This is a genomic window from Sinorhizobium sp. B11, assembly GCA_039725955.1.
In the GTDB taxonomy this organism is placed as follows: Bacteria; Pseudomonadota; Alphaproteobacteria; order Rhizobiales; family Rhizobiaceae; genus Rhizobium.
Genome location: CP091033.1, coordinates 1,387,928 through 1,406,904, shown reverse-complemented (window position 1 = coordinate 1,406,904; position 18,977 = coordinate 1,387,928). Strand labels below are relative to the sequence as shown.

Genomic DNA, 18,977 nt, shown 5'->3' with positions numbered 1-18,977 from the left:
TTTCTCCCACGGTCCCACGCGGTATCAAGAGTTTCCGCGTGGCCGGCCGGCCACGCGGGGTAGGCCTGTTCGCTCAATCCGGCCGAAGCCGATCGAGCGCCTTTTCGAACGCCGCCTCTCCACGGCGCGAAACTTCTGTGATGCGGCCGCCCTCAACGACGACGATGCGGTCTGCGAGCGCCGCTTCGCGGCGAATATGGGTTGCGATGAGCAGTGCCCGGCCTTCCGCTTCGACTGCGAGCCGATGCAGTACGTCGCGCGCCGTGCGCCCATCGAGACCTTCGGTCGGTTCGTCGAGAAGCCAGAGCGGCGTGTCACGCAGAAAGAGACGGGCGAGCGCCAGCCGACGCGACTGGCCGCCGGAAAGCCCCATGCCGCCTTCGCCGAGCAGTGTATCGAGGCCCGATGGCAGCGCATCGACATCGGCAATCAGGCCGGCAGCGGCAAGCGCATCGCGCAACCGGTCGTCATCGGCATCTGGCGCTGCGAGCACGAGGTTGCCGCGCAGCGTATCCTGGAAAAGTTCCGTCCGCTGGGTCAGCAGCGTGCCGTCGAGTGCAGCGGCCATGCCGGAGGCCGGTGGCAATTCGCCTGCAAGCAGCGATAACAGGGTCGATTTGCCGGCTCCGCTCGAGCCGATCACGGCGATATGTTCGCTGCGGCTTACTTCCAGGGTCACATTCCGTAAGGCCGGCAGGGCCGCGCCATCGTGGATAACGGTCACGTTCTGCAGTGCGAAGGCGAGTTCATGTGCAGGCGCCTTGGGCGCGAAATCCGCCTCGACTGCGGAAAGGCGCGGTGCGATGCGTCCGGCGGCAAGCAGCGTCCGTCCGAATTCCAGGGCACCCCGGCGCAATACTGCGAAGGGTTCTGCGGCGGCAAAGGCAACGAGCACGCCCAGTGCTGCGACAGGAGCGCTGATCGCCCCTGCCTGCATCAGCGCCGCTACGGAGAGCAGTGCCGCGACCAGCAGGGCGGTCGAAAAGAGCCCGAAGCCGAAGGCCACGCCGGTCTCTATCCGGTTCAACCGGTCGTCGGCGTTTGCCACATAGGCGTCTGCGGCTGATATCGCGTGCTCCTGGGCGGCAAGCCGATTTGCCATCAGAAGATCGGCCTGTCCGGCAACGAGATCGATCGTCCGCGACCGTAGTGTCTCGATGCCATAAGCGCGCCGCCGTGCAAATTTGCGGGCTGCCTGACCCGCAGCGAGCGGCAGACCAAGTCCAACCAGTATAAGGCAAAGGCCGAAGAGCAGCCCAAACAGCGGATGCATCAGCCCGAGCGTGACGCTGGCGACGAGTGCTGCACCGATCGCCACGGTCGCCGGCACGAGAACACGCAGGTAAAGCGAATCCAGCGCGTCGATATCTGCTGTCAGCCGGAAGAGCAGTCGAGCCGGTCGGTTGAGAAGCGTGCGCGCAGCACCCGCCGATGCCCAGCCTCGGAACAGCCGCTCGCGCAGGGCAGCCAAGACGGCAAGCGTGGCATTATGAGTTGTCAGCCGTTCGCCATAGCGGGCTGCTGTACGCAGAATGGCGAGGAAGCGAATGCTTGCCGATGGCGCAAACACATCGAAAGTCGCGGCAACCGTGATCGAAAGCCCGGCAAGCGCGGTCGCCGTGATGAACCAACCCGACAGGCCGAGCAAAGCAATGCCGGCGATGACAGTCGCGGCCGACAGCACCGCGCCGAGCAGCAGTTCCCTACGGCGTGTCTCGAGGAAGAGATGCAGGACCGGTTTGATATCCTTGAGGGAAAAGGTCATTCGGCTGCCTCCCGAAGGGTTTCGCTGTCAAGGCGGATGGTGCGTTGCATGCGCGCGGCCAGCAGCGGGTCATGCGTGGCCACGATCAGCGTGCGATCCTCGGCGAGGGCGAGTAGGCTGGCGGTGATCTCAGCGGCAGTCTCGGCATCGAGATGGGCGGTCGGCTCGTCGGCAAGGATGATGCGGACATCGGGATCGCAGGCCGCCCGTGCGATCGCCAGCCGCAGCGCCTCGCCACCGGAAAGGCCGATGCCGCCTTCGCCGAGCGGGCGATGGCCGTAGGCTTGCGCGACGCCGGCAAGCCTTGCCAGTTCGAGTGCATCGGCGACCTTGTCTCTTGTCATTCCGGGCCTGCCGAGCGCGATATTGCCCGATATCGTACCGGCACAGATGTGCGGCTTCTGGCCGATCCAGGCCATCCCGCCGCGTCTTGCCGGCACGCCTCCGATCAGAACCTGACCTTCTCCGCAAGGTGCCAGGCCGGCGATCAGCGATAGTATGGTCGATTTGCCGCTGCCGCTCGCGCCGAGCAGCGCCAGATGTTCGCCAGCGGCGATATCGAGTTTGAAGCCGTCAAGCACCGGCTCCTGATCGGGCTGGTAGCGAAAGCCGACGTCTACCAGACGGATGTCGCAGGCCCCGGCGGCGGCGACATTCTCCCGTTCGGGAAGCGTCATGCCTCCGGCAGCTAATCCATTAAGTGCCTTCAGCGCGGCTTCGCCCGAGGCACGGTCATGCCAGACAGCGGAGAGTTCACGCAGTGGCTCGAAGAAGGCCGGTGCCAGCAGCAGGATGAACAGGCCCTCAGAGAGGCTGAGGCCGGCCGACCATGCGCCGAAGCGGATTTCACCGAGCAGGCTGAAGCCGATATAGACGGCGGTCATCGCCACGCCGAGTGCCGAAAAGAGTTCGAGCACAGCCGAAGACAGAAAAGCGATCTTCAGCACTGCCATAGTGCGCGTGCGAAGCGATTCTGCTTCCGCGCGGAGCCGGTGCGCAGTGGCATCGACGGCGCCGAGAGAGCGGATCGTTGCAAGACCGCGCAGACGGTCGAGCAGGAAAGCGTTGAGGCCACCCGTTGCGATAAGCTGTTTTTCGCTTGCAGCCTGCGCGCGCCAGCCAATCAGCGCCATGAAGATCGGAATGAGCGGCGCAGCGAACAGCAGCACGAGTGCTGCAATCCAGGAGATGGGGAAAATGCAGCCGAGAATGATGAACGGCACAAGGCTTGCCTTCATCCGCGTCGGCTGGAACCGGGAGAGAAAGGGTACGATCATCTCAGCCTGTTCGCCGAGAATGCTCGCTGCTTCGCCGGAAGCTGGACGGCCGATATCGACGGGCGAGAGCCGTGCGAGCAGGCGGACGGCTGTCGCCCGCCTTTCGCTGAGTTCAGCGCGGGCCGCGCGAAAGGCGAGGCGGGTGCCGACTGCATCAAGACAGCTTTTGACGATGCCGAGCAGCAAGACAGAGACAGCCGGCCATAGGACATCATTAAGACCGCTACCATCGGCAAGCCTGCCGACAGACCAGGCAAGCAGGCCCGCCTGCGGAATCCAGAGCGCGGCCGCGAAGGCCTGGAGCATTGCGGCGCTGCGCAAGCGGCGTCTGTTTGCGGTGGGCTTGCGTGTCCCCGCCTCTCGCCGGTTTCTCGCGTCGAAGAAAGCACGGGTCATGGCGCTAGCTCTTGTTCGCGGGATCGGGACGGCGGCGGCCAAGCGAAACGACCCTGTCCTTGGCCTCCAGCAATTTGGTCACTTTTGCGCCTAACGAGAGTAACGTTGCAAGTCTCTCTGTTTCAAGTTGCTTTACGTCTTCGTACCAATGCGTCAGCTGCTCGATCAGCGTGTGCATCTCGCTCATGCGCTCCTGCGCATGGCGTTCGGCCTCGCTTGCCGGGCGCTGCATGAGAATCTCGCGCAGCACCGAAAGCGTCGGATCGACCTCACGCTTCTTGCGCTCTTCGGCAAGCGTTCTGAGGATGACCCAGACGTCGTCCGGCGTCGTGAAGAAGTCGCGCCGGTCGTCCGGCTTGTGGCGTAGCAGCACCAGGTTCCAGGCCTGCAACTCGCGAAGGCTCATGGAAACATTCGAGCGCGATATGCCGAGGGCATCGACGATTTCCTCTGCGCAGAGCGGCGCTGGCGAGACGTAGAGCAGAGCATAGATCTGGCCGACCGTACGGTTGATTCCCCAGCGGGAACCCATTTCACCGAAGTGCAGGACGAAGGACTGAACGAGAGGCGGAAGGTTCATTGTCATTTCCGTTGCGTCTGTGATTTCAGAAATTTCTGAAATCACTATACAGACTTTCGCGTTTGTGCCGCAATTGGCGAGCTTGACCTGCGTCAATTTGGAAGCATTCTTCGGTGAACTGCTTCTTCATAGACCGGCGCTGAGCGCCCGGAATTGACTTGAATCAAATCCTGCAAACATAAAACGCCCACAGACTGGTGTCTGCCGGGCGCCAGATGCTGTTTGAATTTGAACTTGTCGGTGAGGCGTAAGCCTCAGATGAGGCCAGTCAGGAGGCCGACGCCGGCAATGGCTGCAAGGCCGCCTGTCGTACGCATGACAAAGACACCCCGCCGTTCGCCGAAGCGAGCGATAAGGAAACCAACGCCGAGCCCGACTGCATGCAGCAGGGCCGTTGCGAACATGAAGCCTGCGGCATAGGCGGCACCACCCGCATTTTCAGGCATTTCGACCCCATGCGCATGGCCGTGGAAGACTGCAAACAGGCCGACAACAGCCATTGCGGCCGCTGTGGAGGCGCGCATGTTCAGAGCGACGACAGCACCGAGCACGATGACGGAAAGCGCAATGCCGGTTTCAACGAAAGGCACGTTGATGCCGGCCATGCCGAGCGCGCCACCGAAGGCCATGACAAGCACGAAGGTCGCTGGCACAGCCCAGACGGCGCGGCCGCCAAGCTGGAAGGCAAGAACGCCGACCATGACCATGGCCAGGATGTGATCGAGGCCGGACACCGGATGGCTGAAACCATGGACAAGGCCGGCCGTCTCGCCGACGCCGGTATGGGCATAGGCAGCTGCCGGAAGCGCTGCGGCAGCAAGCGCAAGGACGCCGCTCTTGAAGACTGATTTCATGATGGAATTCCCTCTGTTTTATAGATCCTGCGGCCGCCGATCGCTCAGTCCCGGTTGCAAGTCGCTTCCACAAGCTAATCCAGCGAAATTTCATCGTCAACGGAAAGGAGAAGAATAGGTAGGAATTTCAAGTGCTTATATCGTAGGCAATTGCCGTTTTGAAAGGCGTCTTCACAAGCGCCCGCCAACGGTATTATCAATCACGTTGCGGCGGTGAGAGCCGCCGCATCTTGAGGAGGATTCCATGACGAATACCGAAAAGCCGCTGGCAATCAGTGCGCCGGAACCGCGCACGCTCGACCTGATCTTCAGCGACAAGGCGCGTGCCGAACTCAATGCCAAATATGAGATTGTCGAGGCCGATGCCGAAAACATCGCCGGCCTCGGAGAGGATATTCTGGGCAAGGCGCGCTACATCATCGGCCAGCCGCCGCTTTCGGCGGAAACACTCGGCCGCATGCCGCAGCTTCGCTCGATCCTCAACGTCGAGAGCAACCTCCTCAATAACATGCCCTATGAGATCCTCTTCCGGCGCGGCATCCACGTGGTGACGACCGGTCAGGTTTTCGCAGAGCCCGTGGCGGAGATCGGCCTCGGCTTTGCGTTGAGCCTTGCCCGTGGCATCGTCGACGCCGATGTGGCCTTCCGGGAGGGCAAGGAACTCTGGGGCGGCGAGGGCAATACGAGCGCGCGGCTGATCGCGGGTTCGGAGATTGGGATTGTCGGTTTCGGCGATCTCGGCAAGGCGTTGCGCCGCGTCCTTTCAGGCTTTCGCGCCAGAATCAGGGTTTTCGATCCCTGGATGCCTCGTTCGATCCTGGAAGAAAATGGCGTCGAGCCAGCGAGCCTGAACGACGTGCTGACACAGAGCGATTTCGTCTTCGTCGTTGCCTCCGTCACCAGCGAAAACAGGGGCTTCCTCGGCGCGGATGCTTTCGCCAGCATGCGCAAGGGTGCGGCCTTCATCTTGCTCAGCCGTGCCGATGTCGTGGATTTCGAAGCGCTGATGGCGGCCGTCGCGTCAGGCCATATCGTGGCGGCAAGCGATGTCTATCCTCAGGAACCGCTGCCGCTCGACCATCCCGTCCGCAGCCTCAAAGGCTTCCTCCGCTCGGCCCATCGGGCAGGTGCGCTCGATATCGCCTTCAAGAGGATGGGCGACATGGTGCTCGAAGACATGGATCTGATGGATCGCGGCCTGCCGCCGATGCGCTGCAAGCGGGCGGAGCGCGAAACGGTGTCCCGAATGCGCTCCAAACCCGTGTCGGTCAATTAGGCTGCGCGCTGGCCGGTGCCCTGGATAGCGGCAAGCTTCCAATCGGCGCCGGGCTTGCGCACGAAGGTCCAGACCTCTGTGCTTTCGCTCGGGCGGCGATCGTCACCCGAAACGACACGGCCGCTCGCGCGCTCGACCATGGCGTCGATCGAGGAATAACGCATCGCGAGTGTTGCATATTCCTGACCGTTCTCACGCCAGGCTTCGGCAATATCGCCCTGCAGAAGCTTCACGTCGGATACCTGGTTGCGCACGCCATTGGTGGCGTTCTCGCCAAGCTCTTCGGCAAGGTAGGACATGGCTTCCGGTGTCGTCAGGCGGCGCAGCGCGGCGTAGTCTTCTGCGCCATAAGCGGTCTGAACCTTTGTCAGCAATTCCTCGAACTGGTCGAGGTCCGCCTGGGCAAGGCCGATCTCATCGCTCGGGCGGGCATTGCGCTGCTGGCTGCCGGAACCCGAGCCGATCGCCGGAATATGGAAGGACGAACCGGCATTGGCCGGCGTCATGTTATGGGCCTGCGGTCCACCATAGCTCTGGCCGCCTGTTCCATACGAGGGTTGGCGGCGATTGGCGAAGAAACGCATGGCGAGTGTAATCGCTCCGAAGATCAGCGCGATCTGCAAGAGCATACCAAGGAAACCGAAGCCGCCACCGAAACCATGGCCGAGCAGCATGCCGAGAAGGCCGCCGGCAATCAGGCCACCGATCATCGAACGACCGAAGCCGTTGAAGAGGCCGGGGCGCTGCTGAGCAAAACCGGGCTGCTGGGTGCCGTAAGGCGCAGTCGTCTGCGGGCGCGGCGTCATCGAGCGTTCGATGGGCGCGGCCGGGGCCGGGGCAGTCTGTGTGATCGGAGGCGCGTTGAAGGTGCGCGTGCCACGGCTTCCGAATCCGCCAAAGCCGCCGGCGCGGCGCGCATCGGCGTCTCCGATCGAAGCAAAGACGGTGGCGCTCGCAAGTACAGCGATAGCCGCAATCCTGGCAAAACGCGAAACGGCACTGGGCATTCTTCATCTCCTATCATGCGCTGAATGGCATGTTCGGAGATAATATAGGTATTCTTTCTGCCCTGTGAAGTTGTGGGATGCTACTGGCAGACGTCGACCCATTCCGCGCGGGTGATTTCCACCAATCGTTCGGTCGGAATATGCACGGCGGAATTGGTCGAACCGGCGGCCGGAACGACCTCGCCGAACTGCTTCAGCGATACGTCGCAATAGATCGGCAGCGGTGCAGGCAGGCCAAAGGGGCAGACACCGCCGACCGGGTGGCTCGTCACTGCCAGCACCTCTTCGGCATCGAGCATGCGCCCCTTTCCACCGAACGTGTCCTTGAACTTCCTGTTGTCGAGACGCGCGGTACCGCTTGCCACGATCAGCATGGTGCGGTCGCCCACACGAAGGCAGATCGTCTTGGCGATCTGCGCGGGCTCGACGCCATGCGCTTCGGCGGCGAGAGTGACTGTCGACGAACTGCCGGCCGTTTCGACGATGGCGATATCGGGGGCATTGGCGGCGAAGAAGGCGCGAACGGATTCAAGGCTCATAGGATAGGATACTTCTGGATCGACAATCGACAGGGAGGCCGCGAAGCGGCGGTGAATTCCCGCACTTGCGGGCCAACTTAATATTTAAATTTTAGAGAATTCAATTGCTTAGTTGCCGCAATATCGTTTTCGGTCGTCCTTTTGAGTGGCGCGGATTGTTCCGAAATTCTAAGTCATGGATATTGCTGGAAAAATTGGCAGCTGCGCAATAAGGACTCCAGAGTGAGCAAGCCGAATTATCGCGATATCGCCCGCCAGGCGGGCGTGGGAACCGCGACTGTCGAGCGCGTGCTCAACGGGCGCGGCGGTGTGCGGCCCGAACTCGTCGAGAAGGTGATCATTGCCGCGCGCAGCCTGGACTACCCACGAACACTCCCCGATACGCGTCGCGGCCTTTTACGCATCGAAGTGCTGATGGTTCGCCCTGAGACCACATTCTATCAGCGGCTCTCCAAGGCATTCGAGAGGATCGCGGCGACGCTCGATGCTCTCGTCGTCGTACATCGCAGCTTCACCGAGGAAATGAAGCCCGAGGAGATCGCCAGGCGCATTTTGTCGACCGACCTGCCGCGCGCGGGCCTCATCCTCGCGGTGCCGAGCAACCCTGTCATCAAGGCGGCGGTGGACAAGGTTGTCGCCCAAGGGTTGCCTGTGGTTCATGTCGTGACCCGCGCTTCCGATCGCTCGGGCGAATTAGTCGCCATCGACAACTATGCTGCCGGACGCACTGCAGCACTCTTCATCGGTCGAATGGCCCGCCGGCAGGGCTCTGTCGTGGCGATCTGCCATCCGATCTATCAGGTCCATCGCGATCGTATCCGCGGATTTTCCGAATATTTTCTGGAGCATGCCGGTGCCACCAGCTTCCAGTGGCTGGGCTTCGGTCTTGATGAGGAGCATATCAGCGCCGAGCTTCTCGCGTCAGCTCTGAAGACCTATCCGGACTTGGCCGGTCTTTATAATGCCGGCGGCGCCAATTCCGCTCTCATTGATGTGCTTCGACGCCAAGCCGCCAAGCGCGATATCTTTTTCGTCGGCCACGAACTGACGGACTACACCCGCAAGGCACTTCAGGATGGCATCATGGATGTCGTCCTCGATCAGGCGCCGGAAGCGCAAGCCAGGCGATCGCTTGATCTCATCCTGCGCCGCATTGGCCTGACCGATATCGAGCCGGATCAGGCCCCCATCCGTTTCATCACCATCACCAAGGAAGCGCTTTGATCTGATTTGATCAAGAATGGCTTCGGCTCCGACGCGCTCTCCTGTTACTTTTGCATCAGGGGGAGAGCCCGAGCGTCGCGAGGAGCGACACCGGACAGGGCGCAGAAGGCGCTCTCCTTCATCAGATCTGCGCGGACCGATATCGGATCCACCTGAAGGAGAGTGCAATGGACGATCTGAAATTCGGCACGCGCAACAAGCGCGGCGACTGGGCGCCGAACCAGCCGGTCGAGACCGCGCCGCTATTTGCGTTTCCGCCGAGGCTGATGGCCGTCGTGAAATGGCTGCCGCATTATTTCTTTCCGTGGAATGCGATTTTCGCCGCTTCGGCCGTTGCCTATTGGGCCTGGGTCATTCCGCCCGTCGAAACAATGCGGACGCCGGGCATTGGCTGGATTGCTTGGTTATATGCCGTCAATGCGGTCTGCGTACTCCTGTTCTACGGCGCATTCGAGCTGCATCTCTATGTGCTGAAGCGGCAGGAGAGCCGCTTCAAGTACAATGGCAAATTTCCCTCCGAGCAGAAGAACAAGGCCTTCTGGTTCGAAAGCCAAAACCTCGACAATATATTGCGCACGTTCCTGTCGGGGGTAACGATCTGGACGGCGATCGAAGCAGGCATGTTATGGGCCTATGCCAATGGTTACGCGCCATGGCTGAGCTTTGCCGAACATCCCTGGACGCTGGCATTGGTCGCGCTGGCGGTGCCGATCATCCACGAGTTCCATTTCTTCTGCATACACCGGCTCATTCACACGCCCTTCCTCTATAAGTGGGTGCATTCGGTCCATCATAACTCTGTCAATCCGTCGCCCTGGTCGTCGCTATCCATGCATCCGGTCGAGCATCTGCTCTATCTCGGAACGGCCTTCTACCACCTGGTCCTGCCGTCCAATCCGATCCTGATGCTCTACCAGCTGCACTATGCGGGCTTCGGCGCCATCCCCGGCCATGTCGGCTTCGACAAAGTCGAGGTCGGCGAGGACACGCTGGTCGATAGCCACGCCTATGCGCATTACCTGCATCACAAATATTTCGAGGTGAATTACGGCGATGCATTGATCCCGCTCGATAAGTGGTTCGGCACCTGGCACGACGGTTCGTCCGAAGGCGAGGCGCGCATGCAGGAGCGTTACCGCCGCCGCAAGGAAAAGCTCGCCGCCCGCAAGGCTGGCATGCAAGTGAAGGGAGCAGCCGAATGAGCTGGATCACTGCCTGTAAACTCGAAGACATCGAACAGGAAGGCGCTATGCGTTTCGATCACGGCAGCCGCACCTATGCGATCTATCGCGGTCCCGATGACAGCGTCTATTGCACTGCCGGCCTCTGCACCCACGAGGCCATCCATCTCGCCGAAGGTCTGGTCATGGATTTCGAAGTGGAATGTCCCAAACATTCCGGCGCCTTCGACTATCGCACCGGCGAGGCGCTGCGGCTTCCGGCCTGCGAAAATTTGAAGACCTATCCCGCCGAGGTGATCGACGGGGAGGTGCGCGTGGCTCTCGCCTGAGCCAGCATCTTTTGCAGGCCTGAGTGGCCTCCGGAATGCGTGGGGTGGCCCGGCACCCATGGGAGGAAATCATGAAGTCATTTTGTGTGGCGGCCATCCTGGTCGCCCTGACGGCAAGTGCTGCCTCGGCCGAGACCATCGGCGTGTCGATGCAGAGCTTCGACAATAACTTTCAGACATTGTTGCGAGAAGGTCTGAGCGCAAGGGCATCTGAAGTGGGTGGCGTCACCCTGCAGATCGAGGACGCTCAGACCGATGTCTCCAAGCAACTCAATCAGGTGAACAATTTCATCGCTGCAGGCGTCGATGCGATCATCGTGACACTTGCGGATACATCCGCAGCGCCTGGCATCAGCGCGGCGGCCGAGAAGGCTGGTATTCCTCTCGTCTATCTCAACCTTGAGCCGGGAAATCTCGCTCAGCTACCGCAAAAGCAGGCCTATGTCGGCTCCAAGGAAACCGACTCCGGGCGTCTCGGTGCGGAAGCCGCCTGTCAGATCCTGAAGAAGAATGGCAAGGCAAGCAGTGCCCAGGCCTATATCCTGATGGGAGATCTCGCACATCAGGCCTCGCGCGATCGCACATCGTCGGTCAAGGAAACGCTTGCGGCGAGCGACTGCAAAGACGTGAGCATCGCCGACGAGCAATCGGCGGCTTGGACGCGCACGAACGCCATGGATCTGACAACCAACTGGATCACCGCCGGCCGGCCGATCGACGCGGTCTTTGCCAATAACGACGAAATGGCAATCGGTGCGATCCAGGCACTCAAGGCCACCGGCGTCTCGATGGACAGCGTCGTCGTCGTCGGCATCGATGCGACGCAGGATGCCCTTGCTGCGATGGCCGCGGGCGATCTGGACGTGACGGTATTCCAGAACGCCAAGGGACAGTCGGCGAGCGCCGTCGATGCAGCCGTTGCGCTCGCTCAAGGAAAGGGCATTGAAAAGGAGGTCTGGGCTCCTTTCGAACTGGTCACTCCCGAAAACATGGACCAGTACCGGCAAAAGAACTGATCCTCCCCGGCCGGCGTCTCTTCCTCACGAGCGCCGGCCTCCTTTCATGGAGAGCTTTATGAGCGGCATTGTCATCATCGGCGCAGGAGAATGCGGAACACGCGCGGCGTTCGCCCTGCGCGAGACCGGATATTCCGGATCAATAGCCCTGCTTGGTGCCGAGCCGCATCTGCCTTACGAACGGCCGCCCTTGTCGAAACCGATGGATGGCGCCGTCCAGATGAAGCTGATCTGCGCGGACGATGCGCTAGCTGCAGCCCAGATCGAATATCTCCGGGGCGTGTTGGTCTCGGAATTGGATGCCGATGCTGCTGCAGTCACCTTGGACAACGGGCAGGTCCTGGTCTACGAAAAGCTGCTACTCGCCACCGGCGCGCGCCCAAGAAGGCTTGCCTGCCCGGGTGCCGGGCGTGCGCTCGATTTTCGCACTCATGCCGATGCCGAAGCGATATTCTCCAAAGCGGGGATCACGCGTAGCGTTGCCATTATCGGCGGCGGCCTGATCGGCATGGAGCTCGCCTCCGTCCTTCGCGGAAAAGATATCGCGGTCAGCGTCATCGAAGCGGCACCCAAGCCGCTGGGACGCGCGGTCCCGCCGCGCTTTGCCGACAAGCTTCATGCCAGGCACAGCTCGGAAGGCGTCATTTTCCACCTCGGCCGGGGCGTTGTCGCCATCGATGAAGATGGTGTTCTGCTGAGTGATGGAAGCCTGGTGCGCGCCGATCTGGTCGTCAGTGCCATCGGTGTGACGCCGGAAGTCACGCTCGCTGAGAAAGCTGGGCTGGCGACCGGGAACGGTATTCTGACCGATCGCCATCTTCACACCAGCGCACCTGATATCTTTGCAGCGGGTGATTGTGCGGCGGTGAGCCAGCAAAGCGGAATTCATACCCGGTTCGAGAGCTGGCGGAATGCAAGAGCGCAGGCAGAAACTGCTGCGCGCAACATGATCGGCATCGCTGAGCCTTTTACCGCGATCCCCTGGTTCTGGTCCGATCAGTATGACCTCGGCTTGCAGGTGGTGGGGCTGCCGCAGCCGACGCACGAGCGCGTGATCCGTTCGCTCGGCGATAACGAGCTTGAATTCTATCTGGACGATGGGCGCCTTGTGGCCGCAGCCGGCCTCGGTATCGGCAATTCCCTGGCCAGGGATATCAAGCTCGCAGAAATGCTGATTGCAGCTGGTATCCATCCTGATCCGGCCGCACTTGCCGATCCCGGCCTGAACCTAAAGGCCCTTCTGAAAAGGGAGAAGGCGGCGTGATGCAGAGACTGCTGATCTTCCAGTCACTCTGGGCCATGGAGCGCCGGCACACCGACGGGTACGAGCGCAGCCTCAGCGAGAATATCGCGATGATCTCGGAAGCCGGATTCGACGGCATAAGCGCCCACTATACCAACCGGGCCGATGTCGTCACGCTGAATGACGCGATCCGGGGCACCGGGCTGAAGATCGAGGCTGTCTGCTTCCCTCGCACCGTCGAGGATCTGCGCCTGCCGCTCGAACTGGCTTCGGAGTTTCCCGTCAACCATATCAACCTGCAGCCCGATATCCGCATGCGGCGGGTCGAAGACTGCCTGCCGATCCTCGATGGCTGGATGCGGCTTTCCGAGGAAGCCCGCATTCCCGTCTTCATAGAGACCCACCGCGACCGGATGACGACGGACCTCTTCTTCACGCTGGATCTGCTGGACAGGCGGCCGGATCTGCCGCTGCTTGCCGATCTGTCGCATTTCATGGTCGCCCGCGAGTTCGCCTTTCCTGTCGATGCCGAGAACCATGCCATGATCCACCGCATTCTCCGCAATGCTCACGCCTTTCATGGCCGGGTCGCATCGCGCGAGCAGGTGCAGATCGAAATCTCGTTCCCGCACCACCGGCCCTGGGTCGAGCTCTTCCTGCAATGGTGGGACCACGGTATGCGCGATTGGCGTGGTCGCGCCGCTTCAGACGCGGAACTCGTCTTTACCTGCGAGCTGGGTCCGAAGCCCTATGCGATTTCCAGCCGAGACGGCAACGACAGTACCGATCGGTGGGCGGAAGCGCTGCTGCTCCGCCAGATGCTTCTCGATCTCTGGGCCGCGATCTGATGGCCATAACGTCCGGGATACCGACAGGAATGCTACCATCCCTGCCGGACAGCCCCCTGCATATGCGTCGCTAGGCCCTCTAGTCATCGAACAGGGCAAGGTCATGGCGCAACCATGCAGGCAGACTGCTGGCGCTGTTTGCCATGCGCTGACGCCTCCATCGGGCTATGATGGTTGCGAGCAGAATTTCCCTGAAGCTGAATCGCGAGCAAAGCTCGCGCATTGATGCCGCCAGGCTGTCGCCGGCGTGTTGATTGGTCATGGTGATGATCTGCGGCCAGAAATCTGAACCGCCCTCTTTCAAGCTGAGTATGCATAGCGCCATACCGAGCGGACGTTGCCGTAGCCGGACGCTGCGCGCGAAAAAAACGCCATCTCTGGATGGTGAAGCTTGAAAGTTTCGGACGTGGCCGAGGTTTGGAGCTTCGAGGACCTATGCCAAAGAGGCGCGGGACGAAGAAATATCTGTCATTGCACGCCTCCATTGTTGATGAACTCCGGCGCAATCATTAGCCGATCGGGAATGAGCAGGCAAGGGCACTCGTTCGGATGTGGGGCCACCTATCGCCAGCCTGGGACGGCGCTCCGCCGCCGTCTGATCGCGATTTCCACCGGCAACTGACTGGGTCTTTTGATCGGCAATTGACCGCGCCCAGAACATCGTCATAATAATTTTGCACACGTGCTCAATTTTGTCATTTGGTCGTTACGTTCGCCCCCTAGAGCGGGACATGCCACGTTTTCGTGGGGCGATTGGAACGGCCATCAACACCAGTGATGACCCGTCAAGAGGCCTCACACTGTTCTTCCAGGGAGATGAAGAAGATGACCATTTTGCCGACACTGAAATCCCTCACTATTGCGGCCGCAATCCTGGCCTCGACCTCCGCATTTGCACTTGCCAAGGACGTTCACATCAGCGTCTGGGCCGGCGGTACTGGTCCGAACGACGTTTACCGCCTCGATGCCATCGAGATCGCTGCTCAGCAGCTTCAGCGAGAAGCTGCGCTGAAGGGCGAAGATCTGAAGATCATCGTCGAAAAGACCCCTTACTCGGGTTGGGACGACTTCAAGCAGGCGCTGACGCTTGCTGCCGAAGCCAAGAAGGCACCGAACATCGTCGTCAGCGGCCATGAAGACATCGCTCCCTGGTCGCAGGCCGGCCTCATCGTTCCGATCGAGGACTATGTCGATCTCGACTCCTGGCCGCTCAACGACATCTATGAAAACCTGATGCAGATCGCCTCCTACAATGGCTCGGTCTACGGCATCCCGCAGGATGCTGAATCCCGCCCGATGCTGTTCTGGAAGCCGCACATGAAGGCGATCGGCTACAGCGACGCTGACCTCGACGCGCTGCCGAAGAACGTCCAGGACGGCAAGTACACGATGAAGAACCTGCTCGAAGACGCCAAGAAGATGCAGGACAAGGGCCTCGTACAGCCCGGTTACGGCTTCTATCCGCGCACCAGCAACGGTCCTGACTACTGGCAGTTCTACACCTCCTTCGGCGGCGTCATGGAAGAGAACGGCAAACTCGTTTTCGACAAGGCCGCGATGAAGCGCACCTACCAGTTCTTTGCTGATGCCGTTGCTTCCGGCGTCACCAAGAAGAACCACATCGGCATGCCGGGCGACCAGTGGTGGAAGGAAGTCTCCAGCGGCAAGGCCGGCATCTGGGACGCCGGCACCTGGCACTATGCCCGCATGGTCAACCAGGAAGGCCTGAAAGACTTCTTCGGCAACATCGCCTTCACGCTGATTCCGGCTGGCGAAGGCGGCAAGGCCAACACGCTGACGCACCCTCTCGTTTACCTGCTGACATCGGGTCATAGCGACGAGGACACGCAGATCGCAGCCCAGCTGATCACGATCGCTTCGGAGCCGCGCACCAATGCGCTGCACGCTATCAAGTCGGCGCATCTCGGTGTCTCCAAGTCCGAATCGGCCGTTGATTTCTACGCCGCCAATCGCTGGGCCCGCGAGGCGACGGAGCGACTGCTACCCCACGCCAACGCGATGCCGAACAATTCCGATTTCGGCACCTACTGGAACATCATGTGGAAGAACCTTGAAGCATCCTGGACCGGCGCCAAGACTGTCGACGCCGCCGTCAACGATGCCGAGAGCGAGCTGAAGAGCACGCTCGGCGACAAGATCGTCATCCGCTAAGATCGACGCACTCTGCCGGAAGGCGGTGGCTAAACACCGCTTTCCGGAGCGTCGTCCATGAGGGGACTTCCATGAAATCGTCCAGAACGCTTGGGCTGGTGATGATCACACCTGCAGCGATCATGATCCTTCTGTTCTTCCTGCTGCCGGTCGTTCTGACGGCCGTCTTCTCGATGACGAACATGACGACGGCGACCGGCATTTCCGGCGGCGTCTATCAGGTCGCGCCGAATTCGCTGATCACGCTCAAATCGGCCATGCCGGATATTGCCGATCAGCTCGGCGAGCCGCGCTACACGATCGACGAGGCAGGCCTCAAGGCCCTCGAAGGCCTCAATCTCTCCGCCGGCATCGTCTCGGAGCTGCGGGAAAAGCATATGAACGAGGTCTTTCCTTCGCGCCGCGAGATCGAGCGCATGATCAAGGACCTGAACGAGCGCCCCTCGACGCGCGAAGTCAAGCAGATCTCCGACCAGTTCAACCGCTCGGTCGTCAACGCACGTTTCGACAGCAAGGATCAGCTCTTTTCCGCCCTCGATACGCTCGGCTTCAAGCTGACGCCGGAGCAGAAGGAGGCTGTCGCCAAGGCCACCTATACCGGCTGGATCTGGACGTCAGACAATTTCTCACGCATGGCCTCTTCGCCGGATATGGCCCGCGTTCTTCTCAACACCGTGCTCTATGTCGCGCTGGTGCTGACGATCTTCAACGTTGGTTATGCACTGCTGCTTGCCATCTGGACGCATTATATGCCGGCGGCACCGGCTTCCTTCTTCCGCGGCGTATGGCTGTTGCCGCGTATCACGCCTGTCGTCATCTATGTCATGCTCTGGAAATGGCTTGCCTGGGACACGGGCTTCATTTCCACGCTGATGGGCAATTTCGGCTACCCACCCAAGAATTACCTGCTCGACAACGCCTATAACGCCTGGATCTTCGTTGTCATGATCAACGGCTTCATCGGCGCCTCCATGGGCATGCTGGTTTTCTCCTCTGCGATGAAGGCCATTCCGAAGAGCCAGTTCTATGCGAGCGAGGTCGACGGCGCGTCGCGCTGGCAGCAGATCCGCTACATCATCCTGCCGCAGATGCGCTGGCCGATCCTCTTCGTCACCTGCTACCAGACGCTCTCGCTGCTTGCCTCCTTCAACGAAATCCTGCTTTCGACGAACGGCGGACCCGGCAGGGCGACTGAGATCTGGGCGCTCGCCGCCTATCATACGGCGCTCAGCAACTACGCCGGCAACCTGGAATACGGTCTCGGTGCTGCCATGGCCCTCGTGCTTGTGGTCATCGGCGTGACATTGTCGCTGATCTATCTGCGCATCTTCAACTACGGCACGCTTGTCTCCAAGCCGCTGATCGAGGACTAATCCATGGCCGAAAAAGCGCAACCTTCCGCGAATTTCAGCAGTTGGCCGGTCATTGCCGTGCTCGCCGTCGTCAGCCTGCCGCTGCTTTTGATGTACGCCTATTTCTTCATCGACACGGTAACGGTGAAAGAGGCCGGCTCGCTCATACCCTCCAGCTTCACCATCGAGCACTGGCGCTTCCTGTGGCAGACGACCGAAGGCAAACCGAACATCTGGATCGTGACGCTCAATACGCTGCTTTTCGCCAGTTCCACGACCAGCGTGGTCGTCATCGTCTCGTCGATGGCGGGTTATGTGCTCTCGCGGCTCAATGTACCTGCACGCGGCTTCTTCCTTGCCGGTGTCATGGTGCTGCACGCCTTCCCGTCGGTGACGCTCATCATCGCCATCTTCATCGTGCTGCAGATGATCGGCCTCTATAATTCCCTGATCGGCGTCATCCTGGTCAAGGCGGCGATCGACCTGCCGCTTGGCATCTGGCTGATGAAAGGCTTTTACGACACCGTTCCCTGGGAAATCGAGATGGCTGGCGTCGTCGACGGCGCTTCGCGCTTCCGTGTCTGGCGCAGCCTCGTTCTGCCGCAGGTCGGCCCGGGTATCATGGCGCTCGGCCTCTTCTCGTTCCTGTCGGGCTGGGGCGAATTCATCCTGCCGCAGGTCCTCGCCCCGGGCAATCAGGTGCAGGTGCTCTCGGTCTATCTCGCCGGCTTCCTCGGTGACGATAACAATTATGATTTCAACATGTTCAAGGCGGTCGGCGTCTTCTACGTCATCCCGGTTCTGATCGCCTACGCACTCTTCCACAAATATCTCATGAACATCTACGGCGGCGGGAGCAAAGGCTGATGCGTATCCTCCTCGACAATTTTTCGAAGAGCTTCGGCTCCACCAAGGTCATCGAGAACATGACGCTCCAAGTCGGCAGCGGCGAAATGCTGGCGCTGCTCGGACCCTCGGGCTGCGGCAAGTCGACGACGCTTTTTGCCATCTGCGGCATCCATCGCCCGACTGGCGGTCGTATTCTCTTCGGCGATCGTGACGTCACCAACCTGCCGAGTCAGATGCGCAATGTCGGCGTCGTCTTCCAGTCCTATGCGCTCTATCCGCATATGACGGTTGCCGAGAACATCGGCTTTCCCTTGAAGGTCAAGGGTGTCAACGGATCTGAGATCAGCAAGGAGGTCGAACGCATTTCCGGCCTCGTGCAGATCGGCAATCTGATGGGGCGCCGGCCGGCACAGCTTTCCGGCGGCCAGCAGCAGCGTGTGGCGCTCGCCCGTGCGCTCATCCGCAAGCCGGATGTCCTACTGCTCGACGAACCTCTTGCCAATCTCGACGCGAAGCTTCGCCTCGAAATGCGCTCGGAAATCCGCCGCATCCAGCGCGAGACCGGTATCACCGCCGTTCTCGTGACCCACGATCAGGTGGAAGCGATGAGCATGTGCGACCGCATCGCGATCATGAAGGAAGGCGAGATCGTGCAGATCGCCACACCCTCCGAAATGTATCACGACCCGCGCACCTCCTTTGTCGCCGGCTTCCTCGGCAATCCGCCGATCACCTTCCTGCGCGGCGTCATGAAGGACGGCGCTTTCGCCATGCCGGAGAGCGAAATCCGCGTTCCGGTATCGGTCAAGGCTGCGGAGGGCACCAAGCTGACGCTCGGCGTGCGCCCCGAACATTTCAGCCCGGCCGGTGATGTCGCCGTTCCAGGTAAGGTCACTTTCGCCGAAACGCAGGGTCGCGAGAACCTCTACGACGTCCGGCTTGCCGGCGGTTCGCTGCTACGTTCCATTCAGCCTGTTCGCAACGACATCACTGTCGGCGATGAGGTGAAATGGGCAATCGATAGCCGAGGCGTTTTCGTTTTCGACGAGGAAGGCCGGAGGCTTTGAGC

The 18,977-nt window shown here is 60.9% G+C and carries 18 protein-coding genes; 11 read left to right on the top strand and 7 right to left on the bottom strand.

What is annotated here, in order from left to right:
* Positions 1 to 73: 73 nt before the first annotated feature.
* From LVY75_06280 to LVY75_06265, 4 genes are all read right to left on the bottom strand, one after another.
* Positions 74 to 1,765 (bottom strand): ATP-binding cassette domain-containing protein, encoded by a 1,692-nt coding sequence (locus LVY75_06280; protein XAZ19756.1) that lies wholly within the window; start codon positions 1,763 to 1,765, stop codon positions 74 to 76.
* Entirely contained in the window at positions 1,762 to 3,438 is a 1,677-nt protein-coding gene (gene cydD, locus LVY75_06275) for a thiol reductant ABC exporter subunit CydD (GenBank protein XAZ19755.1), read from the bottom strand. The genes LVY75_06280 and cydD overlap by 4 nt, the downstream gene beginning before the upstream one ends.
* A gap of 4 nt (positions 3,439 to 3,442) precedes the next feature.
* A complete protein-coding gene (locus tag LVY75_06270) occupies positions 3,443 to 4,018 on the bottom strand; it encodes a GbsR/MarR family transcriptional regulator (GenBank protein ID XAZ19754.1) in 576 nt (191 codons plus the stop codon).
* Positions 4,019 to 4,272: 254 nt separating this feature from the next.
* Positions 4,273 to 4,872 (bottom strand): HupE/UreJ family protein, encoded by a 600-nt coding sequence (locus LVY75_06265; protein XAZ19753.1) that lies wholly within the window; start codon positions 4,870 to 4,872, stop codon positions 4,273 to 4,275.
* 244 nt (positions 4,873 to 5,116) lie between these two features.
* Here LVY75_06265 and LVY75_06260 point away from each other — a divergent pair, with 244 nt between their 5' ends.
* The gene (locus tag LVY75_06260; GenBank protein XAZ19752.1) at positions 5,117 to 6,148 is read left to right on the top strand and encodes a hydroxyacid dehydrogenase; all 1,032 of its coding nucleotides are present in this window, start codon (positions 5,117 to 5,119) and stop codon (positions 6,146 to 6,148) included.
* Here the strand turns inward: LVY75_06260 and LVY75_06255 are convergent.
* Complete coding sequence (locus LVY75_06255) at positions 6,145 to 7,155, bottom strand: Tim44 domain-containing protein (protein ID XAZ19751.1); 1,011 nt, start codon at positions 7,153 to 7,155, stop codon at positions 6,145 to 6,147. The two genes, LVY75_06260 and LVY75_06255, sit on opposite strands and share 4 nt — an antisense overlap.
* An 80-nt stretch (positions 7,156 to 7,235) precedes the next feature.
* On the bottom strand, positions 7,236 to 7,694 hold the full coding sequence (locus tag LVY75_06250) for a YbaK/EbsC family protein (protein ID XAZ19750.1): 459 nt from the start codon (positions 7,692 to 7,694) through the stop codon (positions 7,236 to 7,238).
* A 222-nt stretch (positions 7,695 to 7,916) separates the two neighbouring features.
* Between LVY75_06250 and LVY75_06245 the strand changes: the two genes are divergently transcribed.
* The 6 genes from LVY75_06245 (at position 7,917) to LVY75_06220 (ending at position 13,535) form a co-directional block, all read left to right on the top strand.
* Positions 7,917 to 8,918, top strand: coding sequence for a LacI family DNA-binding transcriptional regulator (locus LVY75_06245; GenBank protein XAZ19749.1), 1,002 nt, complete (start codon positions 7,917 to 7,919; stop codon positions 8,916 to 8,918).
* Between the two features lie 167 nt (positions 8,919 to 9,085).
* The gene (locus tag LVY75_06240) at positions 9,086 to 10,120 is read left to right on the top strand and encodes a sterol desaturase family protein (protein ID XAZ19748.1); all 1,035 of its coding nucleotides are present in this window, start codon (positions 9,086 to 9,088) and stop codon (positions 10,118 to 10,120) included.
* Positions 10,117 to 10,428 (top strand): MocE family 2Fe-2S type ferredoxin, encoded by a 312-nt coding sequence (locus LVY75_06235; protein ID XAZ19747.1) that lies wholly within the window; start codon positions 10,117 to 10,119, stop codon positions 10,426 to 10,428. Before LVY75_06240 ends, LVY75_06235 begins: the two co-directional genes overlap by 4 nt.
* 71 nt (positions 10,429 to 10,499) lie before the next feature.
* Positions 10,500 to 11,444, top strand: a complete 945-nt coding sequence (locus LVY75_06230; GenBank protein ID XAZ19746.1) for a substrate-binding domain-containing protein — start codon at positions 10,500 to 10,502, stop codon at positions 11,442 to 11,444.
* 58 nt (positions 11,445 to 11,502) lie between these two features.
* Positions 11,503 to 12,708: an FAD-dependent oxidoreductase gene (locus tag LVY75_06225; GenBank protein ID XAZ19745.1), complete on the top strand. Its 1,206-nt coding sequence runs from the start codon at positions 11,503 to 11,505 to the stop codon at positions 12,706 to 12,708.
* A complete protein-coding gene (locus LVY75_06220; protein XAZ21340.1) occupies positions 12,708 to 13,535 on the top strand; it encodes a sugar phosphate isomerase/epimerase in 828 nt (275 codons plus the stop codon). The genes LVY75_06225 and LVY75_06220 overlap by 1 nt, the downstream gene beginning before the upstream one ends.
* Before the next feature lie 79 nt (positions 13,536 to 13,614).
* On the opposite strand, the gene LVY75_06215 is transcribed toward LVY75_06220, so the two are convergent.
* Positions 13,615 to 13,839 (bottom strand): hypothetical protein, encoded by a 225-nt coding sequence (locus LVY75_06215; protein XAZ19744.1) that lies wholly within the window; start codon positions 13,837 to 13,839, stop codon positions 13,615 to 13,617.
* Between the two features lie 521 nt (positions 13,840 to 14,360).
* Here LVY75_06215 and LVY75_06210 point away from each other — a divergent pair.
* From LVY75_06210 to LVY75_06195, 4 genes are all read left to right on the top strand, one after another.
* Complete coding sequence (locus LVY75_06210; GenBank protein ID XAZ19743.1) at positions 14,361 to 15,707, top strand: extracellular solute-binding protein; 1,347 nt, start codon at positions 14,361 to 14,363, stop codon at positions 15,705 to 15,707.
* 71 nt (positions 15,708 to 15,778) lie between these two features.
* The gene (locus tag LVY75_06205; protein XAZ19742.1) at positions 15,779 to 17,080 is read left to right on the top strand and encodes a sugar ABC transporter permease; all 1,302 of its coding nucleotides are present in this window, start codon (positions 15,779 to 15,781) and stop codon (positions 17,078 to 17,080) included.
* Between the two features lie 3 nt (positions 17,081 to 17,083).
* Complete coding sequence (locus tag LVY75_06200; protein ID XAZ19741.1) at positions 17,084 to 17,926, top strand: carbohydrate ABC transporter permease; 843 nt, start codon at positions 17,084 to 17,086, stop codon at positions 17,924 to 17,926.
* Positions 17,926 to 18,975 (top strand): ABC transporter ATP-binding protein, encoded by a 1,050-nt coding sequence (locus LVY75_06195; GenBank protein ID XAZ19740.1) that lies wholly within the window; start codon positions 17,926 to 17,928, stop codon positions 18,973 to 18,975. Before LVY75_06200 ends, LVY75_06195 begins: the two co-directional genes overlap by 1 nt.
* Positions 18,976 to 18,977 lie beyond the last annotated feature (2 nt).